16 protein-coding genes are annotated in these 17857 nt (G+C 39.7%); 9 read left to right on the top strand and 7 right to left on the bottom strand.

Annotation, left to right across the window (positions count from 1 at the left end):
* The first annotated feature begins 60 nt into the window (after nt 1-60).
* The 4 genes from IPJ16_10995 to arfB all read left to right on the top strand — a co-directional run bounded on the left by IPJ16_10995 (nt 61) and on the right by arfB (nt 4353).
* The gene (locus IPJ16_10995; GenBank protein MBK7627697.1) at nt 61-2616 is read left to right on the top strand and encodes a family 78 glycoside hydrolase catalytic domain; all 2556 of its coding nucleotides are present in this window, start codon (nt 61-63) and stop codon (nt 2614-2616) included.
* 41 nt (nt 2617-2657) lie between these two features.
* Nucleotides 2658-2795 carry a hypothetical protein gene (locus IPJ16_11000; GenBank protein MBK7627698.1) on the top strand — a complete coding sequence of 46 codons (138 nt, stop codon included), beginning with the start codon at nt 2658-2660 and terminating at the stop codon, nt 2793-2795.
* A 214-nt stretch (nt 2796-3009) separates the two neighbouring features.
* Complete coding sequence (locus IPJ16_11005; GenBank protein MBK7627699.1) at nt 3010-3912, top strand: DMT family transporter; 903 nt, start codon at nt 3010-3012, stop codon at nt 3910-3912.
* A gap of 15 nt (nt 3913-3927) precedes the next feature.
* Nucleotides 3928-4353 carry an aminoacyl-tRNA hydrolase gene (arfB, locus tag IPJ16_11010; GenBank protein ID MBK7627700.1) on the top strand — a complete coding sequence of 142 codons (426 nt, stop codon included), beginning with the start codon at nt 3928-3930 and terminating at the stop codon, nt 4351-4353.
* A 96-nt stretch (nt 4354-4449) separates the two neighbouring features.
* Here arfB and IPJ16_11015 read toward each other — a convergent pair whose 3' ends face one another.
* Nucleotides 4450-5874 carry an MATE family efflux transporter gene (locus tag IPJ16_11015; protein MBK7627701.1) on the bottom strand — a complete coding sequence of 475 codons (1425 nt, stop codon included), beginning with the start codon at nt 5872-5874 and terminating at the stop codon, nt 4450-4452.
* 1 nt (nt 5875) lies between these two features.
* Entirely contained in the window at nt 5876-7267 is a 1392-nt protein-coding gene (locus IPJ16_11020; protein ID MBK7627702.1) for an MFS transporter, read from the bottom strand.
* A gap of 501 nt (nt 7268-7768) precedes the next feature.
* Here IPJ16_11020 and IPJ16_11025 point away from each other — a divergent pair.
* The 4 genes from IPJ16_11025 (at nt 7769) to IPJ16_11040 (ending at nt 11411) form a co-directional block, all read left to right on the top strand.
* On the top strand, nt 7769-9010 hold the full coding sequence (locus IPJ16_11025; GenBank protein ID MBK7627703.1) for a KamA family radical SAM protein: 1242 nt from the start codon (nt 7769-7771) through the stop codon (nt 9008-9010).
* A gap of 7 nt (nt 9011-9017) precedes the next feature.
* Complete coding sequence (locus IPJ16_11030) at nt 9018-9986, top strand: D-alanine--D-alanine ligase (protein MBK7627704.1); 969 nt, start codon at nt 9018-9020, stop codon at nt 9984-9986.
* 128 nt (nt 9987-10114) lie between these two features.
* The gene (locus tag IPJ16_11035) at nt 10115-11035 is read left to right on the top strand and encodes an ATP-grasp domain-containing protein (GenBank protein MBK7627705.1); all 921 of its coding nucleotides are present in this window, start codon (nt 10115-10117) and stop codon (nt 11033-11035) included.
* 7 nt (nt 11036-11042) lie between these two features.
* A complete protein-coding gene (locus IPJ16_11040) occupies nt 11043-11411 on the top strand; it encodes a DMT family protein (protein ID MBK7627706.1) in 369 nt (122 codons plus the stop codon).
* Nucleotides 11412-11462: 51 nt separating this feature from the next.
* On the opposite strand, the gene IPJ16_11045 is transcribed toward IPJ16_11040, so the two are convergent.
* Nucleotides 11463-11918: a CYTH domain-containing protein gene (locus IPJ16_11045; protein MBK7627707.1), complete on the bottom strand. Its 456-nt coding sequence runs from the start codon at nt 11916-11918 to the stop codon at nt 11463-11465.
* A gap of 295 nt (nt 11919-12213) precedes the next feature.
* Between IPJ16_11045 and ung the strand changes: the two genes are divergently transcribed.
* A complete protein-coding gene (ung, locus tag IPJ16_11050) occupies nt 12214-12879 on the top strand; it encodes a uracil-DNA glycosylase (GenBank protein ID MBK7627708.1) in 666 nt (221 codons plus the stop codon).
* A 24-nt stretch (nt 12880-12903) separates the two neighbouring features.
* Here the strand turns inward: ung and IPJ16_11055 are convergent, their stop codons facing one another.
* The 4 genes from IPJ16_11055 to IPJ16_11070 are packed head-to-tail and all read right to left on the bottom strand — an operon-like array spanning nt 12904 to nt 17802.
* The gene (locus tag IPJ16_11055; GenBank protein MBK7627709.1) at nt 12904-14076 is read right to left on the bottom strand and encodes a PLP-dependent transferase; all 1173 of its coding nucleotides are present in this window, start codon (nt 14074-14076) and stop codon (nt 12904-12906) included.
* A complete protein-coding gene (locus IPJ16_11060) occupies nt 14057-15373 on the bottom strand; it encodes a dimethyl sulfoxide reductase anchor subunit (protein ID MBK7627710.1) in 1317 nt (438 codons plus the stop codon). Before IPJ16_11060 ends, IPJ16_11055 begins: the two co-directional genes overlap by 20 nt.
* Before the next feature lie 2 nt (nt 15374-15375).
* On the bottom strand, nt 15376-17406 hold the full coding sequence (locus IPJ16_11065) for a molybdopterin-dependent oxidoreductase (GenBank protein MBK7627711.1): 2031 nt from the start codon (nt 17404-17406) through the stop codon (nt 15376-15378).
* A complete protein-coding gene (locus tag IPJ16_11070; GenBank protein MBK7627712.1) occupies nt 17407-17802 on the bottom strand; it encodes a hypothetical protein in 396 nt (131 codons plus the stop codon).
* Nucleotides 17803-17857: the final 55 nt, after the last annotated feature.

The following is a 17857-nucleotide window of genomic DNA, read 5'->3' on the forward strand; positions in this document are numbered from 1 at the left end:
TTTTTTTATTCAGACATTTTTTCATAATCTTGATATAAAATTACCAAATATTTAAAAATCATGAAATCATTCAAACTCTCCCTTCTCTTTCTATGTCTGTGTACCGGTCTTTTCGCACAGGATCTGTTAGTAAAAGATCCGACTTGTGAGCACAAAAAGAATCCGGTTGGCATCGACTACAAGCAACCCAGGTTTTCATGGAAGATCGACGGCTCGGGAAATGGAATTATGCAAACAGCCTATTCCGTAAGAGTAGCAACAGATAATAAATTTTCTTCCTCCGGAAATATATGGCAATCTGGCAAAATCGAATCCGCGGAATCAGTTCTTCAGCCTTATAAAGGTCCTGCACTCAAATCTGGACAAAGGTATTTCTGGCAGGTGAAAGTCTGGGATAATAAAGGAAGGGAGTCAAAATGGAGTGAGACTGCTTTTATAGAAATGGGTTTGTTATCACCGGCTGACTGGAAAGCTAAATGGATTGAGATGGAAGGTGATACACAACGTTACAGCCCGTCACCTCACTTCAGAAAAGAGTTTGCAATGAACAAAACAATTGCCAGCGCAAGAGTTTATGTTACATCTCACGGATATTATGAGCTTCATCTGAATGGGAAAAAAGTAGGTGATCAGGTCTTAACACCGGGCTGGACTTCCTACGGAAAAAGACTTCAGTACCAGGTTTATGATGTGACAGACATGATTGTAAAAGGCAATAATGCTGTTGCAGCAGTACTTGGTGATGGCTGGTACAGGGGAACTCTGGCATGGGGAAATAACTGGGCAATCTATGGAAAGAGTCTGGGATTATTAATGCAGCTGAAAGTAACTTTCACTGATGGCACAGAGAGTCTGATAGTTACTGATGAGACCTGGAAAGCTTCAAATAACGGAGCTATAAGAATGAATGATATTTATAACGGTGAAACTTATGATGCTACAAAGAAGCTGACCGGATGGAACTTACCGGGATACGACGAAAGCAGCTGGAAAAAGGTTATCACACGAAATTATAATAACAGCATTTTAATTGCTTCTGAAGGTTCGCCAATCAGAAAAATCCAGGAGATAAAACCTGTTAAGATTTTCAGGACACCAAAAGGAAAACTGATAGCAGATATGGGCCAGAATATGGTTGGATGGTTAAGGCTTAAGGTATCAGGTCCGAAGGGTACAGTTGTCACTTTGCGCCATGCTGAGGTGATGGATAAGTTTGGAGAATTCTACACTACCAACCTTCGTGCCGCAAAATGTCAGCTGACTTATACTCTTGCCGGCACAGGTGAAGAAGTATATGAACCAAGGTTCACTTTTATGGGTTTCCGGTTCGTTGAGATAACCGGCTTCCCGGGTGATCTTAAACCAGAAAACCTTACCGGCGTTGTTGTTCATTCTGATATGAATGTCACAGGAAGTTATGAAAGTTCAAATGCATTGCTTAATCAGCTACAGCATAATATACAGTGGGGACAAAAAGGCAATTTCGTTGATGTGCCTACAGATTGTCCTCAAAGAGATGAGCGTCTTGGATGGACAGGTGATGCGCAGGCATTCTGCAGAACTGCGGCATATAATATGGATGTATCTTCCTTCTTTACAAAATGGCTTAAAGATGTGTCTGCCGATCAGAAACCCGGCGGAGAAGTCCCGGATGTAATTCCGGATGTTCTCAACAAACAGGATGCAACTACAGCTCAGCCGTCAGCCGGCTGGGGAGATGTGGCAGTTATCGCTCCATGGACGATGTACCTTGTTTATGGCGACAAAATGTTTCTTGAAAATCAGTACCCAGGCATGAAAGCATGGGTAGAGTATATAAGGAAGAAAGCCGGAGAGAGCTACATCTGGAAAGGCGGAAGCAAATATGGCGACTGGTTGTTTTATCACCCGCCAGTGAATAATCATACTGAAGCAGATGGTTACACTGAGCGCGATTTCATTGCTACAGCATTTTATGCTTATTCTGCAAGTATCCTGTCAGAAGCTGCAAAGACACTCGGAAAAACTGACGATGCAAAATTATATAATGATATATTCAATAAAGTAAAAGAAGTATTTATCAATGAATATGTTACAAAAGCAGGCAGAGTAGGTACCAACTCGCAGACATCATATGTACTTGCCCTTATGTTCAATTTGTTGCCTGATGAACTCAATCAAAAAGCTGCAAAATTTCTTGCTGAAGATATAAAAAGCAGAGGTAACAGATTATCAACAGGCTTCCTGGGAACCCCATATCTATGCCATGTTCTTTCTTCGAACGGGTACACCGATGTAGCTTATGATCTGCTTCTTCAGGAGAGATACCCTTCATGGCTATATCCTGTAAAAATGGGTGCCACCACTATATGGGAGCGCTGGGACGGACAGAAGACAGACAGCACATTCCAGGATGCCGGAATGAACTCTTTCAACCATTATGCATACGGAGCAATCGGCGACTGGATGTACAGGGTATCAGCGGGTATTGAGATCAAATCCCCGGCTATAAACAGCTTGTTCTTCAACCGCATCCGTCTAAGAAACTTACATATTCAAAAGCATCTTTCGAGAGTGCATATGGCACTGTTGCTTCAGGATGGGAAAGAAAAGGCAATACAATTCTTGTTACTGTAAAAATCCCTGCAAATACGGAAGCAACTGTTGTTCTTCCGGTTATGGCGGCATCAAAAGTTATTGAAAACGGAAAACCAATTACAGAGAACAAGAATTTTTCTGATCTGTCAGTCTCAGGAAACAAACTTAATTTCAAGGCAGGATCGGGAACTTATGTTTTTGAATATACAGAAGAGTAATAGTATACCTAAAAATATTATTTTTAGCGAAATTTTCTGAGAAGAATTTTTACCGCAGAGAGCCGCTGAGAAGAGCTGAGTGCCGCAGAGAATATCATAATATAGATACCTCTGCGGTCCTCAATCTATTACTCTGTGTCCCGATAGCTATCGGGACTCTGCGGTTAAATAGATTTATAGGTTAAAGTAATTAATCTCGAGTAATTATTATTGAATGGAGTTTTTTAACAATCATCTGGGTGAGTTTGCTGCGTTACTAACAACATTGTTCTGGACAATAACTGCGCTGGCGTTTGAATCTGCAAGTCATAAGATAGGATCTGTTGCGGTTAATATCCTCAGACTTGTGATCGGATTGGTATTTCTGAGTGTTTTCACCCTGATCAGAAGAGGGTTTATTTTACCCCTCGATGCAAGTGCTGAAAACTGGATATGGCTTTCAGTTTCGGGATTAATCGGATTCGTATTTGGCGATCTGTTTCTTTTCAAGTCATATACAATGATAGGCTCCAGATTCTCAATGCTCATTATGACTCTGGTCCCTCCTATTACGGCTTTCTTCAGTTTTATAATTCTTGGAGAGAGATTAACACTGTTTCATTTTTTTGGTATGACATTAACATTCTCAGGTATTTCTATTGCAATCTTCAGCCGGAGCGGGAAAGGTGAAAAGCTTACACTTAAACTTGCGCCAAGAGGAATACTCTATGCATTTGGAGGTGCAGTAGGTCAGGCATTAGGCCTTGTCCTGAGCAAGTTTGGAATGAATGATTATGATCCTTTCGCATCAACGCAGATCAGGATCATTGCCGGGATTATAGGTTATACAATGCTTGTTACAATACTTGCCCGCTGGAGAAGTGTGGCGATTGCAACAAAAAACAAAGACGGGATGCTGCTGACTAGTCTTGGTGCATTTTTTGGTCCCTTTCTTGGAGTCTCATTTTCATTGGTTGCAATTAAATATACAGAAGCAGGTATTGCGTCTACAATTATGGCGCTGGTACCTGTTTTTATAATAATCCCGGCAGTTCTCCTTTATAAACAGAAAGTTACTCTGGCTGAGATAATTGGAGCTATTGTGAGCGTAGCCGGTGTGGCACTTTTTTTTGTATAAAAGACAAATGAAGTCATGGATCCCGAAGATATTAAAAACCGGAATATTGAGAGTGAATTCATATTTTCTGCATCAAGGAGCAGTGGTCCCGGAGGTCAAAATGTGAATAAGGTCAGTTCAAAAGTTGAGCTGCGTTTTAATCTCCTTCAATCCTCCTCTTTTACAGAAAATGAAAAAGAACTCCTTTTCAGAAAACTTAAGAATAAGATCAATAAGGAGGGAGAGCTGTTAATTGTTTCACAGTCGGAACGTTCACAGATTTTAAATAAGGAAGCAGCTACCGAGAAGTTCTACCTTATGATTTCAAAGGCTCTGACGATTCCAAAATACAGAAGGGCAACCAGACCGACATTTTCTTCAAAGCTTAAAAGACTGGAAGAAAAGAAGAATCGCGGTTCGATAAAGAAACTCCGTAAAGATACAGGTAGTCCTGAAGAATAGGGTCTTTTCTAACCACAAAGGACACAAAGTAACCTCAAAGAAACACAAAGGTAAAAAGAAGAGTACCTCTCTTTGTGACCTTTGTGGTTAAAGGATTTAAACTTGCTTAAGCTTCCATTTTCCCCTTCTGAAAACAAGCCATGCAATGAAGGTCATGAGCGATTCGGCAACAACAATAGCAATGAATACACCTTCTTCATTTAATCCTGCTTTAATTGCCAGCAGATATGCCAGGGGGATTTCAACCATCCAGAATGCAAAAATATTAATTTTAAGAGGTGTTGAAGTATCTCCGGCTCCGTTAAAGGAATTCACAAGAACCATTCCGAGTCCATAAGCTATGTATCCGATACTTATGATCCTCAGACCTACCACTCCTGCTTTAACTACATTCTCATTATCAATAAAAAGACGTATGAATGTTTCCGGGAATATAACCAGAATAATTCCGATAAATCCGAGGAGTATCATATTTACCCAGCCAGTTGCCCAAACAGCTTTCTCTGCTCTTTCAGGCTTTTTTGCTCCCAGATTTTGTCCAACAAGAGTCGATGCCGCATTACTTAGTCCCCACGAAGGCAAAATTGTAAAGCCAACTATCCTGATGGCTATTGTATATCCGGCTAAAACTTCGCTTCCGAAAATGGAAATAATCCTCACCAGTGCTATCCAGCTTGATGTTCCTATGAGGTTCTGACCAATACTTCCGAATGAAAGCCTTAGCAGTTTTAGCATTACTTTGAAGTCAACAGCAATATGTTTTAAAGTTATCTGAATCCGTTTCTTTCCAAAGAATAACAGATAGAACTGAACAATTACTGCTGTTCCTCTTCCAATTGTTGTTGCTGTTGCAGCGCCGGCTACTCCTAGTTCAGGGAATGGGCCAAGACCAAAAATCAGACACGGATCGAGTACTATATTAATAATGTTACCGATCCAAAGAACTTTCATTGCAATTGCTGCATCACCCGCACTTCTGAAAACAGCGTTAATAATGAAAAGCATCATTATGACAACATTCCCTCCGAGCATTATCCTTGTATAACCCGACATACGATCAACGATCTGGTGTGAAGCACCCATCGCTTCAAGTAACCTCTCAGCATTAATTGCCCCGGGTATACCTATTAATAGTGATACAGCCAAACCAGTCATAATTGCCTGAACGGCAGCATGTGCAGCTGAATCAGGATTCTTCTCTCCTATTCTTCTCGATACAAGTGATGTAGTTGCTGTACCTAACCCGATAGCTATGGCGTATATTATAGTTATCATTGATTCTGTAAGACCTACTGTGGCTACAGCATCAGCTCCAAGCTTTGAGACAAAGAAAATATCGACAATTACAAAAACTGACTCCATAATCATTTCAAGTACTGCCGGAATAGCAAGCAGGAGAATAGCTCTGCTGAGCCGTCCCTCAGTAAAATCCTGTTCCGTCCCTGATATGGCCTCCGAAACGTCTCTGAAGAATGACCGCAGTTTACCTGTTGTTTTATTTGAAGCCTTATCCGTACTCACTTTAAATCTGGTTATCTGATTTTGATACTGTTAATAACTCAGACTCCCTGCTTTTCAGAAAGAGTCCGGTAATTGCAAGAACTGCAGCAAAGATTGCAATAATAAAAAATACCTGTTTAAACCCGGACGATGGTATCTTATACGAAGCAACCAGGGTTCCGATTATTGCTGCTCCTGCCATTTGTCCGATGCTTATAAATATTGTTATAATGCCCTGAGTTGAAGCTCTTTCGATAACAGAGACTTCATTCAGCATTATGTATCTGAGAGCTGAACCAGAGAGAATTGAAAATCCCAGTCCCAGAAAAACTCCTCCCGTATAGAAAAGAGACCTTTTATCACCTATTGAACTCAAGATTAAAAAACCTATTGCGCTTAATATTAATCCGGCAATTATAAGAGCCCTTGAACCATATTTGTCGAGGAGACGTCCTGATACAGGAGAGCCTAATGCAGTTGCAATAACAACTGGCAGAAGCATGAAACTTGCAGTTGCTGTAGCTACTCCAAAACTTGCAATTGCCATTGACGGAAGGAAAACAAATGAAGCCTGAAAGACCCCTGTTCCGATTGCAATTAGTCCTGTGAGACGTATTTGTCTGACAAGAAACAAACCTGGATTAACTACAGGAGTTTCCGCCCTTTTTTCAATGTAGACTAATAGGAAAACTGCGCAGAATGAAAAAAGAAGAAAAGGAATAACATTAACCGACAACAGGCTGTCGGTAAAATTGTTAGCGTCGAGTCTGTTAATCCCATAAGCAAAAGCTGAAAGTAATGAACCAAGTATAATTATCCCTTTCCAGTCGATGGAAGAAACTTTTCCGACAGGTTTTGACGGAAGAAGTCTGTTACTGAAATATATCAGGAATGCTGCAATAGGAAGGTTAATATAGAACAGGTCATTCCAGACAAAGAATCTGAGAACGACTCCCGCGATCAAAGGACCAAGAATAAAAGCAAGACCGAATACAGCTCCGATCAATCCAAGAGTTCTTCCCCGTTTTTCTGGGGGGAAGATATCCCCGACGACTGCTGATGCAACAGGAAAAATACCAGAGGCACCGAATCCCTGTATAGCTCTTCCAATCAGGAGAATATTGAAGTTTTCAGATAAAGCTACTACCAGTGACCCGAATGCAAAAATTGAAATCGAGATAATATAGATCTTTCTGCGGCCATACAGGTCAGAAAGTTTTGCCATCAATGATATACCAACCAGATTGGCAAGAACATAGATAGAAAAGATCCATGACATAAGTTGTTTATCGACTCTGATAGATTTTTCTATAGCCGGAATTGCTGGTCCGACAATCGAGATATCGAGAGCACCCATCAGGACACCAACAAACAGTAAAGCCAGTATCCGGTTATTTTTATTTTTCTCATCCATTTAAATGGAAATTGGTATGATAATTGAATAGTCTGTAAACAAAATTTTAAAATGATTGTTCTTTTAAGAAATCAGATTGCAAAAGTATTTTAATTTTATCAAAATTGTCTCGGGAATATCTTTAAAAGGTTGTGATTTTAAATTAAAAAAAGCATTGAGATAGAGTTTTAGGAAGAATAATAACCCCTGATAAGGTTGATGAAAAAAATTATTATCTCATTCGACAAAAATCTGGCAAAAAAAGTACCAGTATCAGGGGTGAAATTATTGAAAGAATAAAATGGCTTATAATACACATATTCAAATACATACAATAGACAAAGTGATGCAGTAATAAATCGATTGTTAATAAAATACAAATTGTGTTAATATTTATGGCATTCGAATGATACATTGTATTTATAGATTATTTATTTTCGTCACTAAATATTTTAGAAAAACAGTAATTAATTTAAAAACAAACAAACTAAAAAGAAAAGGTGAAAATTCTCATCATCTGTTATGAACGCTAACAATAATGAGGCTACGACACTCGATGGAGAGAGTCGCCTCGTGGGTTGCTCTTCTGATGAAGAGCCTGGCGCGAAAACCACGATTTTTTCGCAAATTGAAATCCCAAATCAGTCAGTTAGCAACCGAAGTTCGGAGTTCATGCACCGCTACTTCCCCCTGACAACTATCGACTCCTGGAATGATTGGAAATGGCAGCTTCGGAATGCTTACACAAGCATTGAAGACCTAAAGAAAATCATGAAGTTATCCGATAAGGAGATAATGGCTATTAATAATCTTAAAGGCCGCCTCCCATTAAGGATTACACCTTATTTCGCATCATTAATCTATAACACAAAAACATCACATCCTCTTCGCAGGAATGTGATTCCTGTTGTTGAAGAATTAATTGAAACAAAAAGTGAGCAGTCTGACCCTCTGCATGAGAAATCATTTTCTCCGGTGAAGGGTATTGTACACAGATATCCCGACCGGGTCTTATTTACAGTAACACAGGTTTGTTCAAATTATTGCCGCTATTGTACCCGTTCACATACTGTGGGCAGGCTCGATAAGCTTGGAAAACAGGATTTTGAAAAAGCATTTAGTTATATCGCAAGTCATAAAGAAGTAAGAGATGTTCTGATAAGCGGGGGAGATCCGCTTACATTATCTGATGAAACTCTTGACTATATACTTTCAAACATACGTAGCATTGAGCACGTTGAGATTATCAGAATAGGTACAAGGATACCTGTGGTACTTCCGCAGCGTATAACTGATAATTTAATCTCAATACTTAGAAAATATCATCCGCTCTTCATCAGTCTTCATTTCTCTCATCCTGCAGAAATCACTGATGAGTGCGCCAAAGCCTGTATTAAACTTGCCGATGGCGGATTTCCTCTTGGAAGTCAGACTGTTCTTCTTAAAGGTATAAATGATAATGTACCGGTTATGAAAGAACTTATGCACAAATTACTGAAGATAAGGGTAAGACCATATTACCTCTATCAATGTGATTTAATTCCGGGTTCGGGTCATTTCAGGACAACAGTTAAAAAAGGTCTTGAGATAATTAAAGGACTCAGAGGATTCACGAGCGGTTACGCAGTACCTACGTTTGTTGTCGATGCTCCCGGTGGAGGAGGAAAAATTCCTCTTCTCCCTAACTACGTGGTTGAACATAATGAAGAAAAAATAGTTATGCGGAACTACAAGGGTATACTGTGTGAATATCCTGAAAAATAAGTTATAGATGAAAGTTGGTCTGACATTTGATCTTCGGTCATGGTATATTGACCGTGGCTATTCCATGGATGAAACTGCTGAATTTGACAAGCAGGAGACAGTTGATGCACTTGAGAATTCCCTTAAACTTATGGGATATGAGACTGAGCCTATCGGTAATGCTTTTCAGCTTATCGAGGCTCTTGCTGCAGGTAAAAGATGGGATATAGTTTTTAATATCGCCGAGGGACTATATGGTGATGGAAGAGAATCTGTCGTTCCGGCAATACTTGATCAATACAAAATTCCGTATGTCTTCAGTGGTCCTGTAATAATGGGCTTATCGCTCAACAAGCATATTGCCAAACTTGTTGTATCAGCTGCCGGAGTACCAGTTAGTCCGGGAATTCTGGTATCAAACATTAAAGACCTTGACAAATACAATTTAGAATATCCGCTTTTTGTTAAACCGGTTTCTGAAGGTACCGGTAAGGGGATTACAGCAAAGAGTCTTGTAAATACATATGATGAATTGAAATCAATGGTGGAATGGATTCTTGCTGAATTCAGGCAGCCGGCCCTGGTTGAAGAGTATCTTCCGGGCAGGGAATTCACTGTGGGGATTGTTGGTTATGGCGAAGATGCTGTAGCAATAGGAGGAATGGAAGTAATATGTGCAAATAATCTTCCATATTCAGTTGAAGTAAAAGAAAATTATCAGGAATATTGCACGTACAAACCTCTTGATGAAGATATAAGTGCTGAATGTAAATCAGTTGCTCTGAGTGCATGGAAAGCACTCGATGCAGTTGATGCAGGAAGGGTTGATCTTAAAGCTGACCGTAAGGGAAGGATCTGTTTCATTGAAGCAAATCCGCTTGCAGGATTGAATCCGGTTCATTCTGATCTGCCTATTCTTTCGAGGATGTATGGAATACAATACCAGGAACTTATGGAGATGATAATGAAGGCGGCGATTAAGAGGATAAAGGGTTAGAAAGTTAAAAGTTAAAAGTTAAAAGTTAAAAATTCAAAGTTTAAAGTTCAAAGTTGAAGAGTAAAAGTTGAGGAGTTGAAAAGATGAGGAGATGTTGTATAATTTATAACCAACCCAGTATTGGGGCTTTGGCAGATGAACTTGATGTTCTTGATCAGGTGGCACATATTGAGGAACACCTTAATAAAATTGGTTATCAGGTATCAAGGAAAGGTATAACTGACCGTTTCATGGATGAGATTCCAGTGCTGGCTGCTGAAAAGTACGATTTCGTTTATAATCTTGTAGAATCAATAAATAATAAAGGAGAGCTTAATTATTTCATTCCCGCTCTCCTGAATCTGTATTCAATACCTTATTCAGGTAATCCTCTTGAGGCTATGTTCCTGACAAGCAACAAGACACTTGCCAGTAAAGCGATGAAGAACGCCGGTATAGGAAACCCCTCCTGCTATTTTCCTTCGCAGAAAAATCTGCTCAAACCTGGAAGGAAGTATATTGTAAAGCCGATCTGGGAAGATGGCTCGCTAGGCATAAGCGAGGAGTCTGTATTTGACTGTGTACCAGGCTTTGAAGAAAAACTTGAAGGATTGGATGATTCCCACTGGTTCATTGAAGATTTCATTGATGGAAGAGAATTTAACATGAGTGTACTGGCAGGAGAGAATGGTCCGGAGGTACTACCACCTGCTGAAATTGTATTCGTTGATTATGGTGATACTAAGCCAAGAATAATTGATTTTAAGGCGAAGTGGGAAATGGATAGCTTTGAATATGAGAATACAGTCAGAGAATTTCCAGGTGACAAACTCGGCAAAGAACTCGAGAGCAGGCTGAAAGAAGCAGCGCGTGCCTGCTGGCATCTTTTTGGACTTAAGGGTTATGCCCGTGTCGATGCACGAATTGATAAGGATGGAAATGTTTATGTAATTGAAATAAATGCCAATCCCTGTATATCTCCCGATGGCGGTTTTGTTGCTGCAACCAAACAGGGTGGCTACACATTTACTGAGGTAATTCAAAGAATTATCAACGATTTAAACAGATAATTTTTTTATGAAGGGCCTCAGTACAGTTCTCCTACTCGTAATGTCAAATGCTTTCATGACAGTTGCGTGGTATGGCCATCTTAAAATGAAGACTATGAGCAGGTTTGAGTCAATCAGTCTCTTTTCAGTTATCCTGCTGAGCTGGGGAATTGCATTTTTCGAATACTCACTTCAGGTTCCTGCTAACAGACTGGGTTTCAGAGAAACAGGCGGCCCTTTTTCACTTGTAGAACTTAAGGTAATTCAGGAAGTTATATCGATACTTGTTTTTACAGTCTTTACTTTGCTGGTATTTAAAAATGAACAGTTCCGGCTGAATCACCTTATCGGGTTCGCGTTTCTTATACTGGCTGTCTATTTTATCTTCAAACGATAACAAAAGATTTATACAAAAATCCCTTTGTATTGAACTTTGTGACCTTTGTGGTTAAAGGGTTTTTATTAAGTTGGCATTGTAAAATGCAGGATTTCCTGTTACCTCCTCCCCTAACCACTCTGGGCTTTCAAACGATTCATTATCAAAAGATAATTCGATCTCTGCAATCACCAGACCTTCATTCTTACCGTGAAAAACATCGACTTCAAAAGTATGCCGGCCGGCAGGAATTAAATACCTGGTCTTTTCTATTCTGCCCGGTAAACAAAGAGCTGTCATTTCTTCTGCATCTTTAATTGGAATATTGAATTCCCATTCACTTCTCGATATAGATTTGCCCTGGCATCTACCCTTGATTGTAAGAAAAGCTTTGTCATCTGTTATTCTGATCCTTATTGTTTTATCAGGATCAATTGAAAGATAGAACTGCCTAATACTGATCTGCTTTATTGCAAGATGCCTGAATTCTCCAGTTACAAGGAATTTACGCTCAATTTCAGTTGCCATTTTTATTTCAAAGTTAGTTAATGCAGTCTGAAATACCGCATGAATCTTCAAATCAGGATAAATTAATATTTGTAATTAGAAGCCTCATAATAATAACATATTTTAGTCTTTTGTAAATAAAATTCATATATTTGTAAGGATGAGAAGGCGTTAACTAACAGATTTAAGAGTCTTAATCATCAGAAATAGTAATAGTTTAGGTTGTGAGGGTGAGAAAATGGTTTTGGGTTGCCGGCAGCAGACGGCAACCCATTTATTTTATATCTTTAGCCGAATATTGTTTTTATCTTAAAATATGGAAGTAAAGATTACGCCCTCATGGAAAGAAAAACTGGGCAATGAATTTGAATCTGACTATTTCATAAAACTTGCTGAATTCGTTAAGCAGGAGTATCTGGCAGGCGAAGTTTATCCTCCGGGCAGTCTGATCTTTAATGCATTTAATCTTTGTCCATTTGAGAAAGTGAAGGCTGTAATAATAGGTCAGGATCCATACCATGGTCCGGGACAAGCGCATGGCTTATGCTTTTCTGTAAAAGATGGAGTAGGCTTCCCTCCCAGCCTTATTAATATCTTCAAAGAAATCAATCTGGATCTTGGGATTTCACGTCCGGCATCAGGAAACCTCGAGCGCTGGGCATCGCAGGGCGTATTGCTTTTAAATGCAACACTTACAGTGAGGGCTCATCTGGCCGGATCGCACCAGAAAAAGGGTTGGGAACAATTCACAGATAGTGTAATAAGTACACTTAATAAAGAGAAAGATCACCTTGTGTTTTTTTTATGGGGAGCTTATGCCCAGAAAAAGGGTGAAGCAATTGACAGGTCAAGGCATCTGGTACTGGAATCTGTGCACCCCTCTCCTCTTTCAGCCTCAAGGGGATTCTTTGGCAACAAACACTTTAGCAAGTGTAATCAGTATCTGGAGGAACATGGTGTTTTGCCGGTTGACTGGAGATAGGTCTTTATGCCGCTTTGCGGCGAGTTATAGAGTCTCTACTCCTGTCATGATAATTTTCTCCAATTCACCATAATCTTCAAAGCCCACCGATAATCTTATCATTCCCGGCTCCGGATATTTTGCTCCCCATACTGCGTCAACAGGCATAAGTATTGTATGAGGGTCACCCAGTGTGGGGATAAGTTTTATCTTATCTGAAACCGATTTTATGAATTTATCTCTCCTGCTCCTTTTTTCATTTCCGTCTTTGCCGTCAAAATCAAAGGTGATCATTGCTCCGTAACCTTTCCCCCTGAACAGTTTTTTTGCTATAATGTGGGTCGGATGACTCTTCAATCCGGGGAACCAGACTTTCTTTATCAGAGGATTTGAATTAAGGTATTCAGCTAATTGTGAGGCATTTCTGCACTGTTGAGAGAACCTGAGTTCAAAGGTCTGTATCTGAGTTTGTAATCTGTATGCATCATCGGGTGAAAGCATATGTCCTACAAATTTCCTGTACTCAATAGCCTGCTTCATTATCTCCGTATCATTACCACAGATCACTCCTGCTGTAAGATTTCCATGTCCGGAAAAATATTTCGTAGCGCTGTGAATTACTATGTCCACTCCTTCATCCAATGGCTTTAGAAGCCAGGGAGTTGCAAATGTATTATCAAGGATTGTTTTAGCTCCATATTTTTTGGCAATTGCTGCAATTTCAGTGACATCTGAAACTATAACCATTGGGTTGGATACCGATTCTATGTAAACAATCTCAGGTTTAAGCTTTGAAATAACCTTTTCAAAATCAGCCAGATTATATGTTCCGTTTTCAGGGGTAAAATAATGAATATCGATTCCTCTCCTGTTTCTTAATACAGACTCAATAAAAGAAATGGTTCCGCCATATATTTCAGTAAAAAAGAGCCATGGTTTTGTAGCTGCCCCATGCTGAAATATTGATAATGCAGTGTCAATAGCAGACATGCCAGACTGAGTCAGGAGAGCCCAGTTACAGGCTTCAAGCTTCATTATCTCTTCTTCGGCGGCGACTACAGTAGGATTGCGGTACCTTGAATAAATATAATTGACGGGAACACGTTCATGTTCCGTTTCCTTCTTAAATGCTGCTGCTGTTGTCTCTGCATCAAAAAGTTCAAAACCAGCATCCCGGTAAACTGGCATCCTGGCGCTGTTAACTTCTTTCTTTTTCATTCTTTAAAGATGTTATATGTCTGATTATAGATGTCTTTATGTTTAACTGATCAAAATCGATATAGAATATCATTCTGTCGAGTAATTCGCCTGTGAGAAAAAGTGCTGTGATAAAATTAGTTAATGATCTGTAATAAATGAGAGCAGCTCCTGATATTACTAATAAAGCTATCCGTATTATTCTCAGAACTGTATATGAATCTCTGTTTCCGGTATCCATAGACTTTGACCAAGAGAGAAATATTTTCAATATTGCAATGAATATAAAAGGAATAAGACTTCCTGACAGAAACGCAATCATAAGCAATGAACTGATAAAAGTCTGTCCGCTATGGAGACCTGAAGGTTTTGGTTTCTCCGCATAAGTATAAACATTGTCAATAGAGAGCAGAAAAAGAAGTCCCGCTACGGAGGAAATTATCATCAATGCCGGAAGTTCTGAATAAACAGCTGTAACAGATACAATTGAATAAATAATGAATGAAACTATTTCGAGGCTCAGCGGTGAGGAGTTAATATTTAATACAGCTCTCCAGGCCCTTGTTACTTTCCCCAGGTGGAAAAGAGAGCCGATGGCTGCCAATACAGTGATTGTCAGAAACAAATATAAATCCGGATTGATTCCCCTTATGACAGATGAGCCAAGATAAGCAACAGAAAGAGCAGACAGAAAACTAAAAAACAAAAGACTATACAGACTCGATTTAAAATAGTTTTCATCCTTTGGTGGAACAATGTCTGTTTCAAAGCTTTGCTCAGGTATTATCTTTACCGGAAAAATATTCTGTTGTCCGGCAAATTTTAGAGCCGGATTAATAAGTTTTTCCGGAAACCATGATGGTGTATTATCATCAGTATTAAATGGGAGATCACCAAAGCCCAAAGCGCCTGTAGGACAGGCATATGTACACGCAGGCACTCTTCCTTCGGCAAAACCGGTATAACAGAGATTACACTTTCCTATTACCTTTTTTTTGTTATCGAATTTAGGTGCATCGTAAGGGCAATTCCATTTGCAGTATTTGCAGCCGATACATTTTTCATCGTTAATAACAATTGCACCTGTTGCTTCATCTTTAAAATATGAGCAGGAAGGGCAACCCTCCATACACACTGGTTTTTCGCAATGATTGCAGGCCAGAGACAAGTTAACAACAGGAAGTGATGTAATTGTTTCATTATTATAAGTATAGACAACACGGGGACTTACCTTCCATCCATTTTCAAGAATACAGGCTGCCCTGCAGGCGTTACATGCAACACATTTATTCTGGTCAAATATGAATCCTTTACGCATGTTTATAAAATTCTCTCAACTTCAACTTTATTATCATGGAATGCTGCTCCATAACCCATATCTGTCTCTCTGCCTTCAATCAGAGTATTACCCCCGCCTCCTTCGCCGTACCAAATGCCGTTCGGAAGCACTACTGAACCTTTTGGTATTCTGTTAGTCACCCGGGCAAAGCTGATAATCTCGCCGATCTGATTAAATATCCTGATTCTATCACCTGTTGATATATTTCTTTTCTTTGCGTCAGCCACTGAAATACCTGCTGCCGGTTCAGGAACTGATTCTTTTATGATTTTCAGGTTGCCAAACTGAGAGTGAATTCTGCTTCCTGTGTTTGGAGTTATAAAAGTCAAGGGATAATTTTCAGCACTGGCATCAATGCTTTGGGAAATATATTGGGGCAATTGAGAAATACCCCATTTCAACTTAGCCTCTTCAGAATACAATTCAATTTTTCCTGAAGGTGTATCAAATTTCATATCAGACCATGCAATCTCCTGTAAGCCTGGCGCAAGAACAGGACCTGATTTAAGATCTTTCAGACTAAGATGTGAGTATCCTTTTATTCTTTCCTCCAGCCATCTCTCAATGTTTTCATTGCCTGGTTCAGGGAGAAGTGAATTATTAATCTTCAGATCCATTCTTTTTGCAAGGTGATAATATATCTCAGTTTCAGGCATAACCTCCCCAGGCGACTCTATTACCTTTGGCTTGTACTGAACATACGGTGACCAGTATGAACCTATAATATCCGATTGCTCAAACATGTCTTTTGCAGGAAGAATTACATCAGCGATTTTTGCAGTATCAGTCATGAATTGGTCAACAACTACCTTAAACCCTATTCCTTCAAACGTTTTTCTGACATTAACAGAATCAGGAGATTGCAGCAGTGGATTGCCTCTTTCAATCCAGGCAGCTTTAAGTTCAGGATTGGTGGTTTTCAACATATCTGCTCCAACCTTCGCCATTGATAGTGTCCTGCGGTATGGGGCATCCTTTAGAGGATCAGGATAATATGACAATGGTTCTTTCAGATCATCAAAAACATAGCTTTGCAGATTGGCATAATTGAATCCGGCACCTGATTTACCAATATTGCCTGTAAGAACTGCCAGCGAGAGGATAGATCTGATTGTCTGACCGCCATTCAGATGCCTTTGAAGACCATATCCGGGGAGGAAGGTCACCGGGCCACCTTCTCCTATCAGCCCGGCAAGCTCTATTATATCAGAGGCCGGAATGCCGGTTATTTTTTCAGCTTCTGCAGGCGTAATTTTCAGCGATTGCTTAAACTCATCGAATCCCTTCACATAATTATTAAGAAAAGTAAGATCAATTAGTCCCTTTTCTATAAGAACTGATGCGATAGCCAGTGCAAGGGCTCCGTCTGTTCCGGGTACCGGACTAAAGAGCATATCAGCTTTGTCAGCTGTAGGGGTTCTAAGCGGATCAATTACAATTACTTTACACCCGTTTTCCCTGGCTTTTGCTATAAATACGATCTCCTGAATGTTAGTCTCGGCAGGATTTTTACCCCAAATAATTATAGTTTTGGCATTAACAAGGTCCCATGGAACATTATGCTTTACAGACCCCATTGTTAACCTGACTGCTTCAAGGCCGGCTGGCCAGCAAAGGTTTCCGTAAGTTGTTGTTGCTCCCCCGAAAGCTTTCCAGAATTCTGAGCCGATATCATTTGTGAGCCCCGACATTCCGCTACCTTTGTACCAGAGCACACTGTGAGGTCCATATTTTTCTCTGACAACGATCAGCTTTTCTGCGATCAGATCCAGAACATCTGATGTGGAAATTTGCTGAAATGTGCCATCAGCACTTCTGATCAAAGGGTAAATTATTCTGTCGGGTGAGTGAAATCTTTCAATATATGAAAGGCCCTTGATACAAGGACCCTCAGGAGTTGCAAGATTATCGTTATACGGCAATATCCTCCTGATTCTATTATTTTCAACCTGCACCCTGAAGGAACAGGTGCTATAACAGTTCCTTGGACAAGCTGTTATGAATTCTTCCATTTAATCCAATGGTGCATCCAAAGGGTACACAACCTTGAGATCCAGCTTTTTGTTATTGAAGTCGGAGATCCATACTTCATAAGTCATTTTTACTTGCCCCATATATGTTAATCCCCTGTAATCAACAGCACCTGTCGAAAAGATCTGACCATTAATTTTCGCTGAAACCTCAGCTTTTATAAAGGCTTTTTCAAATCGTCCATACTCAGACAAAGCACCAGGCAACACATTTCCGAGGGTATCAATTCCTCCTGAGGTATTTACAATTACCATCGAAAATGTCTGATCTGAAATATTTTTAATTCTGACGTCAGTCGGACCCTCCGGATCAAATTTAGTCTTCTTACATGCTAAAATTGAGGTTGCAATTACTAATATCAGGATTAGCTTCTTCATAGCAGGAATAATTAGTGATACCTTTAATTAATTTGACCTGAAATATAGTAAATAA

The organism is Bacteroidales bacterium, assembly GCA_016709865.1.
GTDB lineage: Bacteria > Bacteroidota > Bacteroidia > Bacteroidales > VadinHA17 > LD21.